General features: G+C 70.7%; 14 protein-coding genes and 1 pseudogene. 8 read left to right on the forward strand and 7 right to left on the reverse strand.

What is annotated here, in order from left to right:
- Nucleotides 1-6: 6 nt before the first annotated feature.
- Nucleotides 7-660: a hypothetical protein gene (locus ABZY31_RS11065; RefSeq protein WP_356407538.1), complete on the reverse strand. Its 654-nt coding sequence runs from the start codon at nt 658-660 to the stop codon at nt 7-9.
- Between the two features lie 152 nt (nt 661-812).
- Here ABZY31_RS11065 and ABZY31_RS11070 point away from each other — a divergent pair, with 152 nt between their 5' ends.
- Both ABZY31_RS11070 and ABZY31_RS11075 read left to right on the forward strand, forming a co-directional pair.
- Nucleotides 813-1,274, forward strand: coding sequence for a hypothetical protein (locus tag ABZY31_RS11070; protein WP_356407540.1), 462 nt, complete (start codon nt 813-815; stop codon nt 1,272-1,274).
- A gap of 90 nt (nt 1,275-1,364) precedes the next feature.
- The gene (locus ABZY31_RS11075; protein ID WP_356407543.1) at nt 1,365-2,177 is read left to right on the forward strand and encodes an SDR family NAD(P)-dependent oxidoreductase; all 813 of its coding nucleotides are present in this window, start codon (nt 1,365-1,367) and stop codon (nt 2,175-2,177) included.
- Between the two features lie 100 nt (nt 2,178-2,277).
- Here ABZY31_RS11075 and ABZY31_RS11080 read toward each other — a convergent pair whose 3' ends face one another.
- On the reverse strand, nt 2,278-3,276 hold the full coding sequence (locus ABZY31_RS11080; RefSeq protein ID WP_356407546.1) for an AMP-binding protein: 999 nt from the start codon (nt 3,274-3,276) through the stop codon (nt 2,278-2,280).
- A gap of 400 nt (nt 3,277-3,676) precedes the next feature.
- Here ABZY31_RS11080 and ABZY31_RS11085 point away from each other — a divergent pair, with 400 nt between their 5' ends.
- From ABZY31_RS11085 to ABZY31_RS11105, 5 genes and pseudogenes are all read left to right on the forward strand, one after another.
- Nucleotides 3,677-4,513 (forward strand): NAD(P)H-binding protein, encoded by an 837-nt coding sequence (locus ABZY31_RS11085; protein ID WP_356407549.1) that lies wholly within the window; start codon nt 3,677-3,679, stop codon nt 4,511-4,513.
- 37 nt (nt 4,514-4,550) lie between these two features.
- Nucleotides 4,551-5,192 carry a hemerythrin domain-containing protein gene (locus ABZY31_RS11090; RefSeq protein ID WP_356407552.1) on the forward strand — a complete coding sequence of 214 codons (642 nt, stop codon included), beginning with the start codon at nt 4,551-4,553 and terminating at the stop codon, nt 5,190-5,192.
- On the forward strand, nt 5,189-5,683 hold the full coding sequence (locus tag ABZY31_RS11095; RefSeq protein WP_356407555.1) for an anthrone oxygenase family protein: 495 nt from the start codon (nt 5,189-5,191) through the stop codon (nt 5,681-5,683). The genes ABZY31_RS11090 and ABZY31_RS11095 overlap by 4 nt, the downstream gene beginning before the upstream one ends.
- Before the next feature lie 116 nt (nt 5,684-5,799).
- Nucleotides 5,800-6,795, forward strand: coding sequence for an AraC family transcriptional regulator (locus ABZY31_RS11100; RefSeq protein WP_356407558.1), 996 nt, complete (start codon nt 5,800-5,802; stop codon nt 6,793-6,795).
- A 922-nt stretch (nt 6,796-7,717) separates the two neighbouring features.
- Nucleotides 7,718-8,473, forward strand: a pseudogene (locus tag ABZY31_RS11105) (site-specific integrase); the annotation flags it as partial.
- Between the two features lie 262 nt (nt 8,474-8,735).
- On the opposite strand, the gene ABZY31_RS11110 reads toward ABZY31_RS11105, so the two are convergent.
- Nucleotides 8,736-9,089, reverse strand: a complete 354-nt coding sequence (locus ABZY31_RS11110; protein ID WP_356407561.1) for a hypothetical protein — start codon at nt 9,087-9,089, stop codon at nt 8,736-8,738.
- A 6-nt stretch (nt 9,090-9,095) separates the two neighbouring features.
- Nucleotides 9,096-11,828, reverse strand: a complete 2,733-nt coding sequence (locus tag ABZY31_RS11115; protein ID WP_356407564.1) for a restriction endonuclease fold toxin — start codon at nt 11,826-11,828, stop codon at nt 9,096-9,098.
- On the opposite strand from ABZY31_RS11115, the gene ABZY31_RS11120 reads away from it, so the two are divergent.
- Nucleotides 11,800-12,660: a ricin-type beta-trefoil lectin domain protein gene (locus ABZY31_RS11120; protein WP_356407567.1), complete on the forward strand. Its 861-nt coding sequence runs from the start codon at nt 11,800-11,802 to the stop codon at nt 12,658-12,660. The genes ABZY31_RS11115 and ABZY31_RS11120 overlap by 29 nt on opposite strands.
- 6 nt (nt 12,661-12,666) lie before the next feature.
- Here the strand turns inward: ABZY31_RS11120 and ABZY31_RS11125 are convergent, their stop codons facing one another.
- The 3 genes from ABZY31_RS11125 to ABZY31_RS11135 are packed head-to-tail and all read right to left on the reverse strand — an operon-like array spanning nt 12,667 to nt 14,673.
- Nucleotides 12,667-13,317: a 4'-phosphopantetheinyl transferase superfamily protein gene (locus ABZY31_RS11125; RefSeq protein WP_356407570.1), complete on the reverse strand. Its 651-nt coding sequence runs from the start codon at nt 13,315-13,317 to the stop codon at nt 12,667-12,669.
- A 10-nt stretch (nt 13,318-13,327) separates the two neighbouring features.
- A complete protein-coding gene (locus ABZY31_RS11130) occupies nt 13,328-14,191 on the reverse strand; it encodes an alpha/beta hydrolase (RefSeq protein WP_356407573.1) in 864 nt (287 codons plus the stop codon).
- Nucleotides 14,188-14,673, reverse strand: coding sequence for an SRPBCC family protein (locus ABZY31_RS11135; protein WP_356407576.1), 486 nt, complete (start codon nt 14,671-14,673; stop codon nt 14,188-14,190). The genes ABZY31_RS11130 and ABZY31_RS11135 overlap by 4 nt, the downstream gene beginning before the upstream one ends.
- Nucleotides 14,674-14,728: the final 55 nt, after the last annotated feature.

Below are 14,728 nucleotides of genomic sequence, written 5' to 3' on the forward strand. Positions count from 1 at the left end.
CAACGGTCAGCCGCGTCCCGCGAGCAGCGGGTCGTGGACGTCGCACGGGGGCCGCACCTTCGGCAGCCGGTAGGCGATCCGGTCCCGCAACCGGCCCGTCCACGGCTCCTCCGGCGAGCGCCGCCTGACCAGGAAGTGCCGGCTCCGGCCCGCCCGCAGGTGGGTGCGGTACTCCTCGACCAGCGCCTCCGGCTCGCCCAGCAAGTCCCGCATCCGGTCCTCCACCAGGCAGAAGCCGCAGCGGTCCGGGGTCCGCAGGTGGTGCAGCCTGCCCTCCGGCCTGGCGTCGTCGCTGAAGGCCGTCACGGCGAGGGTGCCGTTGTAGAGCACGCACAGCCCCAGCACCTGCGGCTCCCGGGCGCTCCCCACCTGGTCCACGATCTCCGCGTAGCGGGCGTCGTCGATGAAGGCGATCCGCCCGAGCAGGGCCCGCGCCGCGGCCAGCGCGCTGAACACCGCGCACACCAGCGAGAACGCGCCCACCACCGGCACCGACCAGGACGGCCCGGTCTCGGCCAGCGTCCAGAGCAGCCCCGCGTTGAACACGGCCATGACCAGCACGGCCACCCGCAGCCCGACCCCGGTGGTGCGCACCGTCCGGTACGCCAGCCCGAGGAAGGCGGCCACCAGCACGGGCTCCACCACGTCGAACGCCCTCACGCCGGCCACCCCGCGGTCCGATGCGTCGCCTGACCCGCCACGTGACCCCCCGTCACCGGACCGGATGCCAAGGATCGCGCAGCGGCCGCCGCCCGTCGAGAGGGCGTGCCCCCGGACCACGGGGCCCGGCACCTCCTTGGCATGCTGTTCCGATGGACCACGAGGACGCGGCGTTCGTCTGCCGCCACGAAGGCCCGCACGGGCGCAGCGCGCTGACGGTCGAGGGCGCGGGCGAGGCGTGGCTGCTGCGCGCCGAGTCGCCGTTCGGTACGGAGACCATCCGCTTCGACGGTGCGGAGCAGGTGCGGGGCTTCGCGCGGGCGGTGCTCGACCTGCCGCCGCGGGCGGAGCCGTACGAGTACGAGCTGGAGCTCTCCCGCACGGACGACGCGGGCCGCACCCACCTCGCGACGCTGCTGATCGGGCGGGAGGCGTCCGACGGGTTCCAGCCGTACATCCAGTACCAGTCGTTCTACGAGACCGGCGCGGCCACCGGGCTCGGCATGTCGGTGGACTGCGAGGAGCTGGACGCCGAGCGGCTGCACGCCGAGGCCCGCGGGCTGCTGCGGGCCTGCCCGGAACCGGACCGGGCGCACCCTTCGCCCGGGGCCTGACCCCGCCCGATTCCTCCATCCTTCTTCCGGTGCGCCCCGAGTGACCTCCGCGAACGTCATGACGTCAGCACGAGCATGGGAGGGCGCCCGATGAAGGCACAGCCGACGGCGACGAACAGAGCCCCCGAGCGGCCCGTGGCCCTGGTCACCGGGGCGACCAGCGGGATCGGCCTGGCCATCGCACGCGACCTGGGCGCCCGCGGCCACCGGGTGTTCCTCTGCGCGCGCACGGAGACGGCCGTCAAGCAGACCGTCCAGGACCTGCGGGCCGAGGGTCTGGAGGTGGAGGGCGCGGCGGCCGACGTGCGCGACCGCGCGTCGGTGGCGGCCCTGGTCGCGTCGGCGGGCCGCGCCTTCGACGCGCCGGTCTCCGTCCTCGTCAACAACGTGGGCCGCAGCGGCGGCGGCGCGACCGCCGACCTCACCGACGAGCTGTGGCACGAGGTCATCGACACCAACCTCAACAGCGTCTTCCTGGTCACCCGCGAGGTGCTCGGCCCGGGCGGGCTCGGCGCCGCCCACTGGGGCCGGATCATCAACATCGCCTCCACCGCGGGCAAGCAGGGCGTGCTGCTCGGCGCCCCTTACTCCGCCGCCAAGCACGCCGTCGTCGGCTTCACGAAGGCGCTGGGCAAGGAGCTGGCCCCGCAGGGCGTCACCGTCAACGCGGTCTGCCCCGGCTACGTCGAGACGCCCACCGCGGCCCTGGTGCGCAGCGGGTACGCGCAGGTGTGGGACACCACCGAGGAGTACGTTCAGGAGCAGTTCGAGGCGCGGATACCGCTGGGGCGCTACTCCACGCCCGAGGAAGTGGCCGGGCTCGTCGGGTACCTGACCACCGACCTCGCCGCGTCGATCACGGCGCAGGCGCTCAACGTGTGCGGCGGGCTGGGGAACGTCTGAACCGCCCGCAGGTCCGGTTGCGTGCGCGTGAGGCGTCCGGCGGGAATCCCCGCCGGACGCCTCGGCGCGTCCGGGTCCGTCGCGCCTCACAGCACGCGCCTCACAGCACGGTGGGCGAGCCCGACACCTCCCACACGACGGCCCACGGCGCGATCCCCGAGGCCTTCCACGCCGCCGGCACCCGCTCCTCCACCGGTTCGTCCGCCAGCAGGACGTGCCGCAGCGCGGGCAGCGTCGTGCCGCGGGCGGCGGCTCCGGTGAGCCGCGCCAGCCCCGACGGCAGCTGCGTCAGCACCGTCACCTGCTCGTCCTCCAGCAGTTCGGCGAACTCGCGCGCGTCCGCACCGGTGTCCCGGTCGACGACCACCGCGAGCCCGCCCGAGAGCAGCGGCCCCCAGATCTCCCGCATGCCCAGGTCCAGGCTCAGCGAGTGGAAGGCGGTCCACACCTCCTGCGGCCCCGCCTCCAGCAGCGGGACGATGCTGTCCACCCAGGACAGCACCTCCCCGTGCGTGACCGGCGCCACGGACAGCGCCCGGCCGGGGTGCCCGCCCGAGGGGAGCGCCAGGAAGGCGGCCTCCTGCGGCAGTTCACGGCGTACCGCGGTGCTCTGCGGACGGGCCGCGATGACGAACGGACCGGCCTTGGCCAGCGGGATCTCGTCGCGCAGCAGCCCGCTGTCCGAAAGGACGAGCGAGGCCCCGGCGTCCCGCATCAGGAACTCCTGGAGCCCCGCGTTGTGCCCGGGCTCCAGCGGAAGTACGGCCGCTCCCGAGCGCAGCGCGCCCACGACGGCGCCCGCGGACATGCACGAGCGCCGGGCGCGCACGGCGACCGCGAGCCCCGGGCCCGTACGCCCCGACAGCTTGCGCGCGATCTCGTCCGCGAGCCAGTCCAGTTCGAGGTACGTCGCCTGCTCCTCCGCGTCGCGCGCGGCGATCCTGACGGGGTGGCGGGCGGCCGCGGCCGCGAAGCGGATGTCGATGCGGTCCCGGCGCACGGGCGGTTCTCCGGCCGGGTCGAGCCCGATCCGGCCGAGCAGACCGCCCAGGTCGGCGGACAACTGGTCGAGCTCCGGATGCTCCGGAGTGGGGTTCATGCGGCCTCCCGGACCTCGCTGCGGTCTTCCACGGCCCGATGGTGTCGGCGCGGACCGGAGGATCGCTCAAGTCCCGCCGTACAGAACGCGTCCAGGCCGGGCGGAGGCCCGCCGCACGCGCGCCGGGGACCGGCCGGAGCCGCGGCCGGGGCGCACCGGAGAGCCGCTCGGGGGCCCGTCCGGAGCCGCTCGGGAACCGCTCGCGGAAGGCTGGGGACCGGGTCGAGGAGGGCTCGGGACGCTGTGGCCGGTCCGGGTAAGGCGTGCCTACGATTCGGGGGTTCCCGCCGCCGCCACAGCCTCCACGCCCGCCTGCCCGGGCACCGGCCGTAGACGCACGCGTATGGAGGAGAGCTTTGTGGCTATGGCCCGTCTCGCGAGACTGGACTTGACTGTACTCATGACTCAGACCACGCAGAACACGCAGAACGGCCGGACCACCCTCGTCATCGGAGGCACCGGCAAGAGCGGCCGCCGCGTCGCCGAAAAAATCGCCGCCAAGGGTCTTCCCGTACGGGTCGGATCGCGCCATGGTGAACCGGCCTTTGACTGGAACCAGCCCGAGACCTGGGCCGCGGCCCTGGAGGGCGTCGACCGGGTGTACGTGACCTACTACCCGGACTTAGCCTTCCCGGGCGCCGCCGAGCAGGTCGGCGCGTTCTCCAAGGCGGCCGTGGCGAGCGGCGCACGCCGCCTGGTGCTGCTCTCGGGCCGCGGTGAGGAGGCCGCGGAGGTCAGCGAGGAGAACCTCAAGGCCTCCGGAGCCGACTGGACCGTGGTGCGCGCCAGCTGGTTCAACCAGAACTTCAACGAGAGCTTCTTCCTGGAGCCCGTCCTGGCCGGCGAGATCGCCCTGCCGACCGGGGACGCGGTGGAGGCCTTCGTCGACGTCGACGACATCGCCGACGTCGTGGTGGCCGCCCTGACCGACGACCGGCACATCGGCAAGACCTACGAGCTGTCCGGACCGCGGCTGCTCAGCTTCAGCGACGTCGCCGCGGAACTGACCAAGGCCACCGGCCGGGAGATCACGTACCTCTCGGTCACCAACGAGGAGTACCGCGCCGTCCTGCGGGAGAACGACCTCCCGGAGGAGTTCGCCGAGCTGTTCACCATGATCCTGGACGGCCGCAACGCGCACCTGGTGCACGGGGTCGAGGAGGCCCTGGGCCGCAAGCCCAAGGACTTCGCCGACTTCGCCCGCGAGGCGGCGGCCAGCGGGGTCTGGAACGTCTGAGCCCGTCCCACGTCGCCCCCACCGGGAGGAGACCCCGATGACCAGCACGTCCCAGCCTTCCTTCTCCAGCGAGAACGGACTGGCCGCCCTGCCGCCCCACTTCCACGGCTTCGCCCTGATGCACATCGCCATGCGGCGCGACGCGGCGCGGCTGCGCGCGGCGGCGCCCGCCTGGCGGGGCGGCGGCGCCGAGTGGTGGCAGCGGCTGCGCGAGGTCATCGAATGGCACCACACCAGCGAGGACGACGTGCTGTGGCCGGGCCTGCGCCGGCGCGACGCCGACTTCGACGCGCAGGCCCGTGAACTCCACGACGACCACGAGGAGCTGGACGCCGCCATGGCGGCGGTGTCCACCGCCGTGGGGCGCGGCGGCGACGGCCTCGTGGCCGCCGCCAAGGCTTTCGAGGACATCCTGCGCGGCCACCTGCGCGACGAGGAACGCGTGGTCTTCCCGGTCTTCGACCGGCTGGGGGAGCGGGCCTACCTGGCCGAGGAGCGCAAGGTGGTCTCCAGCGCGCCGATGCGCGTCATGACGTACCTCCAGCCGTGGATGTTCGACGGCGCGAGCCGGGAGTCCGTCGCACACGTCTCCTCCACCATTCCACCGCCGGTCCGGCTGATCGGTGCGACGCTGTTGCGCAGGCGGTACGAGCGCACCCTGAAGGGACTCCAGACGTGACGAGCACGACGACCCAATCGGCCACCCTGGTGGCGGCGACGGTGGGCACGGGGCTGATGGCCGGCCTCTATTTCGCCTTCGACATCTCGGTGATGCCGGGCCTCGGGCGCGGCGACGACCAGACGTACGTGACCGCAATGCGCAACATCAACGACGCCATCGACAACGGGCTGTTCGGCCTGCTCTTCCTCGGGGCGTTCCTCGCCACGGGCGTCGCGGCGGTGCAGCAGCAACGCGGCGGCCGCCCGGACGCGGCGCGCTGGGGCTGGACGGCCTTCGCCCTCTACGCGCTGTCCCTGGTGGTGACCGCGGCGGTCAACATTCCGCTGAACACCCAACTGGCTCGCGCCGGAGCCGACTTCGGCGCGGCCCGGTCCCGCTTCGGGGCCCGCTGGACCGGCGGCAACATCGTGCGCACCGTGGCCTGCACGGCGGCCCTCGCCGCCCTGGGCCGGGCGCTGACCCTGCACGGCCGCGGCTCGGCGGCATAGCACCACCCCGTTGAACGGCGCCCGCTCTCAATTCCGTCCCCCGCGGGAGAGCGGGCGCTTCACCGTCGCTCCGTGGTGCGTGCGCCCGGGACGGACACTCTCGGAAGGCACCTGGGATGGACACTCTGACCGGTCTGCTGGAAGGCCCCAAGGCCCGGGGCGCCTTCCTCCTCAAATCCGTCTTCAACCCGCCCTGGTCGCTGCGCGTCGAGGACCGCGCCCCGCTCTCCGTCGTCACGATGGTGCGCGGCGAGGCGTGGCTGGTCCCGGACCGGGGCGCGCCCCTGCTGATCCGCCCCGGCGACCTGGCCGTCGTACGCGGCCCCGAGCCCTACACGGTCGCCGACCACCCGGACACCCCGGTCCAGATCACGGTGGGTCCGGAGCAGCGGTGCAACACCGAGGCCGGGGAGGACGTCACCGACACCATGGCGCTGGGCGTGCGCTCCTGGGGCGAGGCCTTCCAGGACGACGGGTCCGCGGTCATGCTGAGCGGCACCTACCAGGCGCCCAGCGAGATCGGCCGACGGCTGCTGAACGCGTTGCCCACGGTCCTGGTCCGCCCGGCCACCGCCGGGGACGACACCCTCGTACGGCTGCTCGCGATGGAGATCGGCAAGGACGAACCGGGCCAGGAGATCGTCCTCGACCGGCTCCTGGACCTGCTCCTCATCGGCATCCTGCGCACCTGGCTCGCCGACCCGGGCAGCGGCGCGCCCGCCTGGTACCGGGCCCAGAGCGACCCGGTGGTCGGCCCCGCGCTGGGTCTCCTGCACGAGAACCCGGCGTACGGCTGGACCGTGGAGGAACTCGCCCTCAAGGTCGGGGTCTCGCGCGCCTCACTGGCCCGCCGCTTCGCCGAGGTCGTCGGCGAACCCCCGGTCGCCTACCTCACCGGCTGGCGCCTGGCCCTGGCCGCCGACCTGCTGCGCGAACCGGAGGCCACCGTCGCCACGGTCGCCCGCCGCGTCGGCTACAGCAGCGCCTTCGCCCTCTCGACGGCCTTCAAACGCGTCCGCGGCGTCAGCCCCCAGGAATTCCGCGCGGGCACCACCCCGAACACCCCCAGCGAAGCCCCGACGCCCCCGCGCACGGTGATCCTGGCGGGGTGAGGGCCCTCACCTCACGCCACCCGGTGGACCGAAGGACCTCACCTGGAGCGAGAGCTCCGCGACGAAGTCCGTCTGTGGTGAGAGAGGCGTCCTGCTGATCATCGCCGAGACCGGATTCCTGGAGAAGGGCCGGTCCTCGACCCATGCGTCACCGCCCCGGCGAATGGATCCACTCAAGAGGCTCCGCCGGACCGGTATTCCGGCGGAGCCTCTTGAGTCGTCCCTTTAGCTTCCGGAGAGGGCCGAGCGGAAATGCTCAAATCGCAGGGAATCTGGATCCACGAATTCAAGGATATCCATAGCTGTCTCGCCGCCCCCGACGTCGCCTCTTTGTAGATCGACCAGATACCCTCACCCGCCACAGATCGGCATTCTACTTCAAGACTCAGAAGGCCAGCTGTCCCTTCAGTTTCGTGAGACTCTCCGGTCACCAGGTACCAAAGAATGTTCAGTAAATGGGACCTGGTGAACGACGGCAGGTCTTCGGTCAGAGCAGCGAGAATCACGGAGGTTGCGTGCGGTGCCACTTGGAACAGCATGGCTTCTCGTTCCACATGGCCATTGAGTGTATGCCCCATGGTCTCCTCCAGGGTGCGCGCCGAGAGGGGGGCGGTGAATGATGATGGGATGTGAGCTCCCGATTGCCCACATCCACACCTAAGTGACGCCCAGTCATGACGTTGCAGCTCGATATGAGAGGCCTTCACCCTGCTCCCAACATCCAGGATCCAGCGGGGTCGTAAAGAACCCCCGGGACGAAATTGTCAGGTCCGTAATTCCCCTGACAGGAAGTGCATATTTCCTTTTCTTGCAGGATCTTCCCCAGGCCGTCACCGACATCCTCCCGCCTCACGGCTCGGGTGAAGATCACATCGCTCGCTGCCCACCCGGTTGCGCTCAGGATGTTCGGCTCCGCGCAGACCCGAAGACGTACGACTACGCCGGCGCGGTCCTGTTCAATGCCCACGCCTCCGCGCTGTGGGCGCGTTTCACGATCTACCTGCGCCGTGAGATCGCCGCCCGCCAGTTCCTCACCTCCGGCCGAAGCAACCGCCTGCACGCGCTGTACGAACTCGCCCTCCGCACTGGCCTCCGCAAGGGCGAACTTCTCAGTCTTCATTGGGAAGACGTCGACCTCAGTGCCGGCACCGCCAGCATCCGCCGCACCCTCCAGCGCACCCAGACCGGCGGACTGACCACCCTGCCCACCAAGACCCGCGCATCTGAACGGCGCATCGCCCTCCCTAACGAGTGCATCCACTCATTGAAAGAACACCGTGAAGCTCAGGAAGCAGAACGTGAGGCGGCAGCGGAAGGCTGGAAGGACAACGGCCTCGTCTTTACAACGCCGACGGGGGGGCCGATCGATCCCGCGAAACTCAATCGCAGCTACCGCGCCCTCCTCGATCGGGCCGGGCTCCGCCGCATCCGCTTCCACGACCTACGGCACTCCACCGCCACCCTCCTCCTGGAGCAAGGCGTCGAGCTTATCGTGATCAAAGAACTCCTCGGCCACGCCCACATCGGCGTCACAGCCACCGTCTACGCCCACGTCCGACTCCGCCTCCAATGCGACGCCATCGACCTTCTCGGCCACACGCTTCACTACCCGACCGCGACCGCCAACCAGCCCGACGACGGTGACGACCCGGTGCCTTGCGCAAGGCCTGTCCGCTGACGTTGCCGTCAACTACTGCCGTCAAACACCGCAGAAGCCCCGCCGGATGCACTCCGGCGGGGCTTCCCGCGAGCCCGGTTAACTATTGGACTCCGGCAATCCAGGGCCATCGCGATGAGTCCTCTAAAGCGCGACCTCTTCGATGCCAATTTCCCCCGTCAAGCGGGACCGTTCCATCGAAGTTGCATGAATCGTCACGGGGGGGGGGGGGGGCGTGTTGCCCGAAGATTGAAGCCGGGCAGCGATGCTAATCGCGAGATCCTTAGCGGATGGACACGCGCCCATTCGCCACATCCCATCGACGAGAAGGGCCGCCCTCGTCGTCATCCACGAAGAACACTCCCTCCAGCTCCGGAATCAACTTCGCGATTCTCTCCAGCTGATCAAAGATAAGGTCCACACCCCCGCTCTTCATGGACGCGCCGAAGAACGCGTGGGCGATCCAGTTAATCTCCCTCTTCTGGTACAGCCACCCATCCAGATACAGGGCGGCAGCTTCCTCGGTCAGGCCGAACCGCGTCGCCCTGCTCCTGTCCTGCACTACGACGTCCCGGATCACATCCAGATCGCTGTAATCACAGTCCAGGAACCCTCGTAGATTGAAGTACTTCGACACTGGCGATCAGTCCCCAAATCCGGTGACGACAATCCCGCCCTTACCCTCGATGTAGCTGCGGACATCTCGATGGACGCCGTACTTGAACCAGAATTCGGCCCGCACACCCATTTCGTCTGCACTTGAGAGAGTGGCCTTGATCTGATTCCTCGTCGACTTGCTCAGGAAGTTCTTGGGCCGGTTGACGGCTGTCATCGTCCGCTTCACCTGAATTAGAGCGTCGCTGGTAACGACGTCCACCTCACGCCCGTTAATCATCTGCGACGTACCACCCGTGCGCGCCCTCACCATGTCTTCATAGTGCACATCGGCGGCTTCCCTCGTCTTACCTCGGGCCGCCAAGTCGCGCACTTGGTCGGAGGCTTTCATTCCCCCGCAGTTATGAACCAGGACCGGCGTAGCGCCCGCCAGCACATAGTACGTGTGGACGTTGTCCACGGTGAGGTTGTGCGTGGTGACGGCGTAGGGGTAGGTGCGGGTGGTTTGGACGGTCAGGAGGGAGCCGTCCGGACGGCGGAGGTGTTCGCCCGGCGTGAGTTCGCCGGCGTCCACCCACTGGTGGCGGGTCTCGCTCCAGTAGGGGTGGTGGTAGGTGGAGGTGAGGGTGGCGGGCGGGCCGCGGGGGCTTGCGTCGTCGGTGAGGGTGAGGTCGGTGAACTCCTTGTCGTCGGGCGTGGTGATGGTGGCAGTGACGGTTTCGGGGCCGGTCGCGCCGGTCTGGGGGTCGGTGGCAGCGACGGACTCGCCGCTTTGCACTTCCTCGATGGGCTTGGACGTGCCGTCCGACATCAGGACCCGGACACCGGCAGGGAAGCTGTTGCAGCTGACAGGGGCGGATTCCGATTCCGCCGCCGACCCGCTGCTCCGTGACTCAGCGCTGCCCGCGTTCGACTCGGCGTCGTCCGCGCTCTTCGAGGCCTTGGACTCTGTCGATGCGGCGTCGCCGGCTGATTCCTTGCCGGCCTTTTCAGATGCCGACTTCGCGGCCTTGGCTTCGGCTGCCCGTGCTTCCGAGACGGCCTTTTTGGCTCTGGTCATGGCTTCGGCGGCGCGGGAGGCGCCGCGTTCCGCCGCGTGGATGGCGTCGTACGTCTTGTTGAGCTCTTTGTAGACCTTGAAGGCCTTGATGCCGACCTTGATCGCCTTGAAGAGCTTGCCCCACGGAACCGCGTTGAGGGCGGTGTTGATGCAGGCCATCACGTCGCCCTTGGTGAAGCAGTCGCGGGCGTCGTTGTAGCCGATCAGGTCACCGATGATGTCGACGACCTCGTGGATGAGGTGGTCGCGCTTGGCCTTGGTCTTCCTGACCTCGTTGTTCGCGTTGTCCAGGTCGGTCTGAGCTTCCTCTTCCTCATCGTGCTGCTGCACCCCGCTTCCGTGGTCCGTGTGCTGGAGGGCGTAGACCGTGTCCTCCTGGGTGTCACCCAGGTACTTCAGCCCGCTCGCGTCGGAGCTGTTGAAGGGGCTGTTGTTGGCGTAGGCGTACGCGTTCCACTGCTGGGGGTCGCCGGGATCGATGACCGGGTCCGGGCTGATGAAGCGGCCCGTGGTGGGGTCGTATTCGCGGGCGCCGAGAAGGGTGAAGCCAGTGGTCTTCTCCTTGGTGCCGCCGACGAAGCCCTTGTCGCCCGCCCAGGTGCCCGCGCTCGGCTGGGCGCCGCGCTCGTTGCCGAAGGGGTCGGCCGGGCGGCGGGTCTGGGTGAGGTCGGTGGCGTTGAACTGGACGCCGTTGGTCCCGTGGTGGTCCGAGGCTTGGTAGGCCAGCGCCGAGGTGCCGCCGGTGGTGGTGCGGGTGATGGCCAGGCCGCCGGGCGCCCCGTAGGTGCGGACGTTGGTGACCTTCTTGCTGGCGGTGTCCAGGGTGATCTGGTCGCTGCCGAGGTTGAGAGTGGTGCTGGTGGGGTCGCGGCGGATGAGCTGGTTGCCGCCGGTGTCGTAGAGGTAGCTGGTGCCGGCGCTCTCGCCGGTGCCGACGACCTTGTCCAGCTTGCCCAGGCCGTCCCAGGTGAGGGTCTTGGTACCGGGGGTGCTGGTGATGCCCGCGGTGTTTCCGGCCGCGTCGTAGGTGTAGCTGGTGACCTTCGTGCCGGCCTGGCCGGTCTCGGTGGAGGTCATCAGCGCGTGCGGGCCGCCCGTGCCGCCGCCCGTCTTGGGGTCGGTGGACGGGGTGTTGGGGCCGGTGCCGAAGGTCTGGGTGACCGTCGTGTCCTTGGCCGTGGCTCCGGTGACGTCCTTCTTCACCAGCTTGGTGCGGTTGCCGAGCTTGTCGTACTCGTACTGCTGCCAGTACGGCGCGGGACCGCCCACGCTGGGCTTGCCCGCACCGTCGACCGCCGGACCGCCCGCGTTGGCGCAGCCGCCGATGCCGCGCACGCTGGGCTGCGGGGCGGTGGTCTGGGCGCCGGTGTCGGTCCAGGCCTGGGTGAGTCGGCCGAGGTAGTCGTGGGTGAAGCACTGCAGGTCGCGGGTCGCGCCGTCCTGCGTGTTCCCGATCGAGGTCAGCTGGCCGACCTGGTTGTAGGTGTAGTCGACGACGTCGACGCTCGCGGTGGCCGCCGTCTGCTTGTCGAGGGTGGAGCGGATCGGCCTGCCGGTGCCCGCGTCGTAGTCGAGGGTGGAGACGACTTGCTTGCTGGTCGCGCCGACCGTCGTGCGGACCGCGCGGCCGTAGGGGTCGTAGCGCAGGTCCACGACGTACGGAATCTCTTGGATGACCACCAAGGTCACCGGGGCGGGCACGGGCCTCGTCCTCAGCCAGGACGGCACGACCAGCAGCTCGTTCATGCTGTACGCCGACCCGTCCAAGAAGTGGCGCTTCGCGCTTGCCAGGGGCGACAGCTCCGGCTGGAACTTCGACTGGTCCGACGTGGCCGAGAACGAGGCGGCACGGGTGGTGCCGGGCGCGTGGACCCGGCTGACCGCCGTCTACGACGCGGGAACCGGCCGGATGAGCCTCTACGTCAACGGGATCCTCGGCGCCAGCGGGCAGCACAAGGCGGCCGACGGCCCCGTGCCCGCCGGTCCGCTCGTCCTGGGCCGGTACAAGGTCAACGGGCAGCCCGACCCCTTCGCCGGATTCACGGGCGGCGTCAGCAACCTCGCCGTCTACCCGTACGCCGCCGCGCCCACCACCCCCGACGCCGTCAGCCCGATCACGCTGACCAGTACGGGTACCCACTGCCTCGACAACAACGCCGGCGGCACCGCTGACGGCAACAAGATCCAGATCTGGCGCTGCAACGACCAGGCAGGAGGCGTGGCCCAGAAGTTCGAGATCCGCACCGACGGCACCCTGCGCATCCAGGGCAAGTGCCTGGACGCCGTCAACGGGGGTACCGCCAACGGCACTCCCATCCAGCTGATGGTCTGCCACGGCAACCCGGCGCAGCAGTTCATGCCCCGGGCCGACAACTCCGTCTACAACCCGGTCTCCGGCCGCTGCCTCGATCTCGACCACATGAACACCACCGACGGCACGCAGCTCCAGCTCTGGGACTGCAACACCACCGACGCCCAGCGCTGGACCGTCCCCACCCTCAACACCGCGCCGCTGCCCGTCCCGGTGCTGTAGGCCCCCTCACCCGCCCTCCCGGTGGACCGCCGTCAGGACCAGGGTCGGGGTCGACAGCCAGCGGCCCTCGTAGTGGGGGTTCGCCGGGGCGGCGGTGGGCGGGGGGTGCAGGACGCACGTGAAGGTGCCCGCGGGGGAGAGGGTCACGGTGGCCTGGCGGAAGCCGAGCCAGGTGCCCGTGGCCGGGTACCAGGCCTTGTACACCGCTTCCTTCGCCGAGAAGAAGAGGCGCTCCCACGGGGTCGCGGGGTCGGCCTCCGCCAGGGCGGCCAGGTGGGCGCGTTCCGCCGGGGAGGTGATCAGGCCGAGGACGCCCGTAGGGAGGGGGCCCGCCGGTTCCGCGTCGATGCCCAGCGCCGAGGTGCGCGCGCGGTGGTCCGCCACCGCCCCGCGGTAGCCGTCGCAGTGGGTGATGCTGCCGACCACCCCCGACGGCCAGGCTGGGGCGCCGCCCGGGCCCGGGAGCAGCGGGGCGGGGGCGTGGCCGAGGTCCGCCAGGCAGCGGCGGGCGCAGGTGCGGGCCGTCGCGAACTGGCGGCGCCTGCGCGCCCGGCGGCTCGCCATCAGCGCCGCCTCGCTCGGGAACAGCGGCGCGGGCGCCGCGTCGTCGAAGGCTTCCGAGGACGCGACGCCCGGCGGCAGGATGGATTCGATCATCGGCCCACGGTCACCGGGCCGCGCGCGAGGTCAGTTCCGCCACCGCCGACACCGCCAGTAGCGGACGCTCCAGCGGCAGCATGTGGCCCGCGCCCGGCACCGGTTCGAAGCGGGCGCCCGGCAGGGTCTCGGCCAGGATCTCGGCCAGTGCGGGCGCGATGACCTTGTCGCCCTCCCCGTGCAGCACCACCGCGGGCACGGTCACCGACGCCAGCGCCTCGCGCACGTCCCAGCCCCGCGTGCAGCGGAAGAACTCGGCCCGGATGTGCGGGGCGGTCGCCGCGAACAGCTGCCGGTTCACCTCCAGCGCGACCGGGTCCACCCCCTTGGCCATGGTCGAGGACAGCAGCTTGCCGCCCAGCCAGGACCGGCGCAGCGCCCACGAGAACAGCGCGCTGCCCATCATCTTGACCTCGCTGTCCGGGGTGTCCTGGCCGTGCGCGGCCGTCCCGAGCAACACCAGCCCGTGCAGCCGCCCGGCCGCGGGGTCCAGGGCGGCGTACGACAGCGCCGCGAACCCGCCGCCCGAGTGGCCGACCACGACCGCCCCGCGCGCGTCCGTCTCCCCCAGTACGGCCGCCAGGTCCGCGCCGAGCCGCTCCACCGAGACCGGGGTCCGGCCGGCGGTCGAGGCGCCGTGCCCGCGCTGGTCGTACAGCACCACCCGGTGCCCGGCCCGGATCAGCCGGTCCGCGACCGTGCCCCAGACCCGCCGGGTGTGCGCCCAGCCGTGCACCAGGACCACGTCCACGGCGGCGGCCGTGCCCGCCAGCGGGGCCAGTACGGTGACCGCGAGATCCGCGCCGTCGTCCGTGCGGACACTCAGCTCCCGGCTCAGCTCGCGGGCCAGGGACAGCTCCATGGCCTCGCTCATCCCCGCGCCCCCGCACCCGCGGGCGCCAGCCGGCGGCCCAGCGACTCGAAGGCCGACAGGGCCCCCTTGGAGTGCTCGGCGCCCAGGTCCGCGACCTTGGACAGGATCTTCAGGAAACCGCTCGGGGTGCCCACGAAGTGCATCGAGATCCGGGTCCGGTCCTCGGCCAGCGGCTCCAGGCGGAAGACGCTGCGCCCCCGGAACACCCCGTCGACGTACTCGACCTCCAGGCGCCGGCCGGGTTCCACGGCCACCGTGCGCGAGGTGAAGCGGAGCTTGAGGCCGCCCTTGTCGGAGCCCTTGGTGTGGACGGTGACCGCGATCCGGCCGCCGACCTGGTCGGCGGACCCGGAGACGACGTCGAAGGTATTGGACGGCACCCACCACTTCCGGGCGCCGTGCAGCTCCGCGATGAGCGCCTCCCAGACGGCGCTCGCCGGGGCGTCGATCACCGCCTCGTCGATCAGGTCATAGGTCGTCATGGCGAACCTCCAGTGCATACGTCCAGTGCATACGGGGAAAAGGGAGCGGCGGGGC

It is taken from the genome of Streptomyces sp. NPDC006529 (genome assembly GCF_040611795.1).
Classification (GTDB): Bacteria; Actinomycetota; Actinomycetes; order Streptomycetales; family Streptomycetaceae; genus Streptomyces.

What these genes read in the sequence shown, in the direction of transcription:
- ABZY31_RS11075 (WP_356407543.1), top strand. Translation starts at nt 1,365, where the DNA reads ATGAAGGCACAGCCGACGGCGACGAACAGAGCCCCCGAGCGGCCCGTG.
- ABZY31_RS11135 (WP_356407576.1), bottom strand. Translation starts at nt 14,673, where the DNA reads ATGACGACCTATGACCTGATCGACGAGGCGGTGATCGACGCCCCGGCG.
- ABZY31_RS11125 (WP_356407570.1), bottom strand. Translation starts at nt 13,317, where the DNA reads ATGATCGAATCCATCCTGCCGCCGGGCGTCGCGTCCTCGGAAGCCTTC.
- ABZY31_RS11130 (WP_356407573.1), bottom strand. Translation starts at nt 14,191, where the DNA reads ATGAGCGAGGCCATGGAGCTGTCCCTGGCCCGCGAGCTGAGCCGGGAG.
- ABZY31_RS11085 (WP_356407549.1), top strand. Translation starts at nt 3,677, where the DNA reads ATGACTCAGACCACGCAGAACACGCAGAACGGCCGGACCACCCTCGTC.
- ABZY31_RS11080 (WP_356407546.1), bottom strand. Translation starts at nt 3,276, where the DNA reads ATGAACCCCACTCCGGAGCATCCGGAGCTCGACCAGTTGTCCGCCGAC.
- ABZY31_RS11070 (WP_356407540.1), top strand. Translation starts at nt 813, where the DNA reads ATGGACCACGAGGACGCGGCGTTCGTCTGCCGCCACGAAGGCCCGCAC.
- ABZY31_RS11120 (WP_356407567.1), top strand. Translation starts at nt 11,800, where the DNA reads ATGACCACCAAGGTCACCGGGGCGGGCACGGGCCTCGTCCTCAGCCAG.
- ABZY31_RS11100 (WP_356407558.1), top strand. Translation starts at nt 5,800, where the DNA reads ATGGACACTCTGACCGGTCTGCTGGAAGGCCCCAAGGCCCGGGGCGCC.
- ABZY31_RS11090 (WP_356407552.1), top strand. Translation starts at nt 4,551, where the DNA reads ATGACCAGCACGTCCCAGCCTTCCTTCTCCAGCGAGAACGGACTGGCC.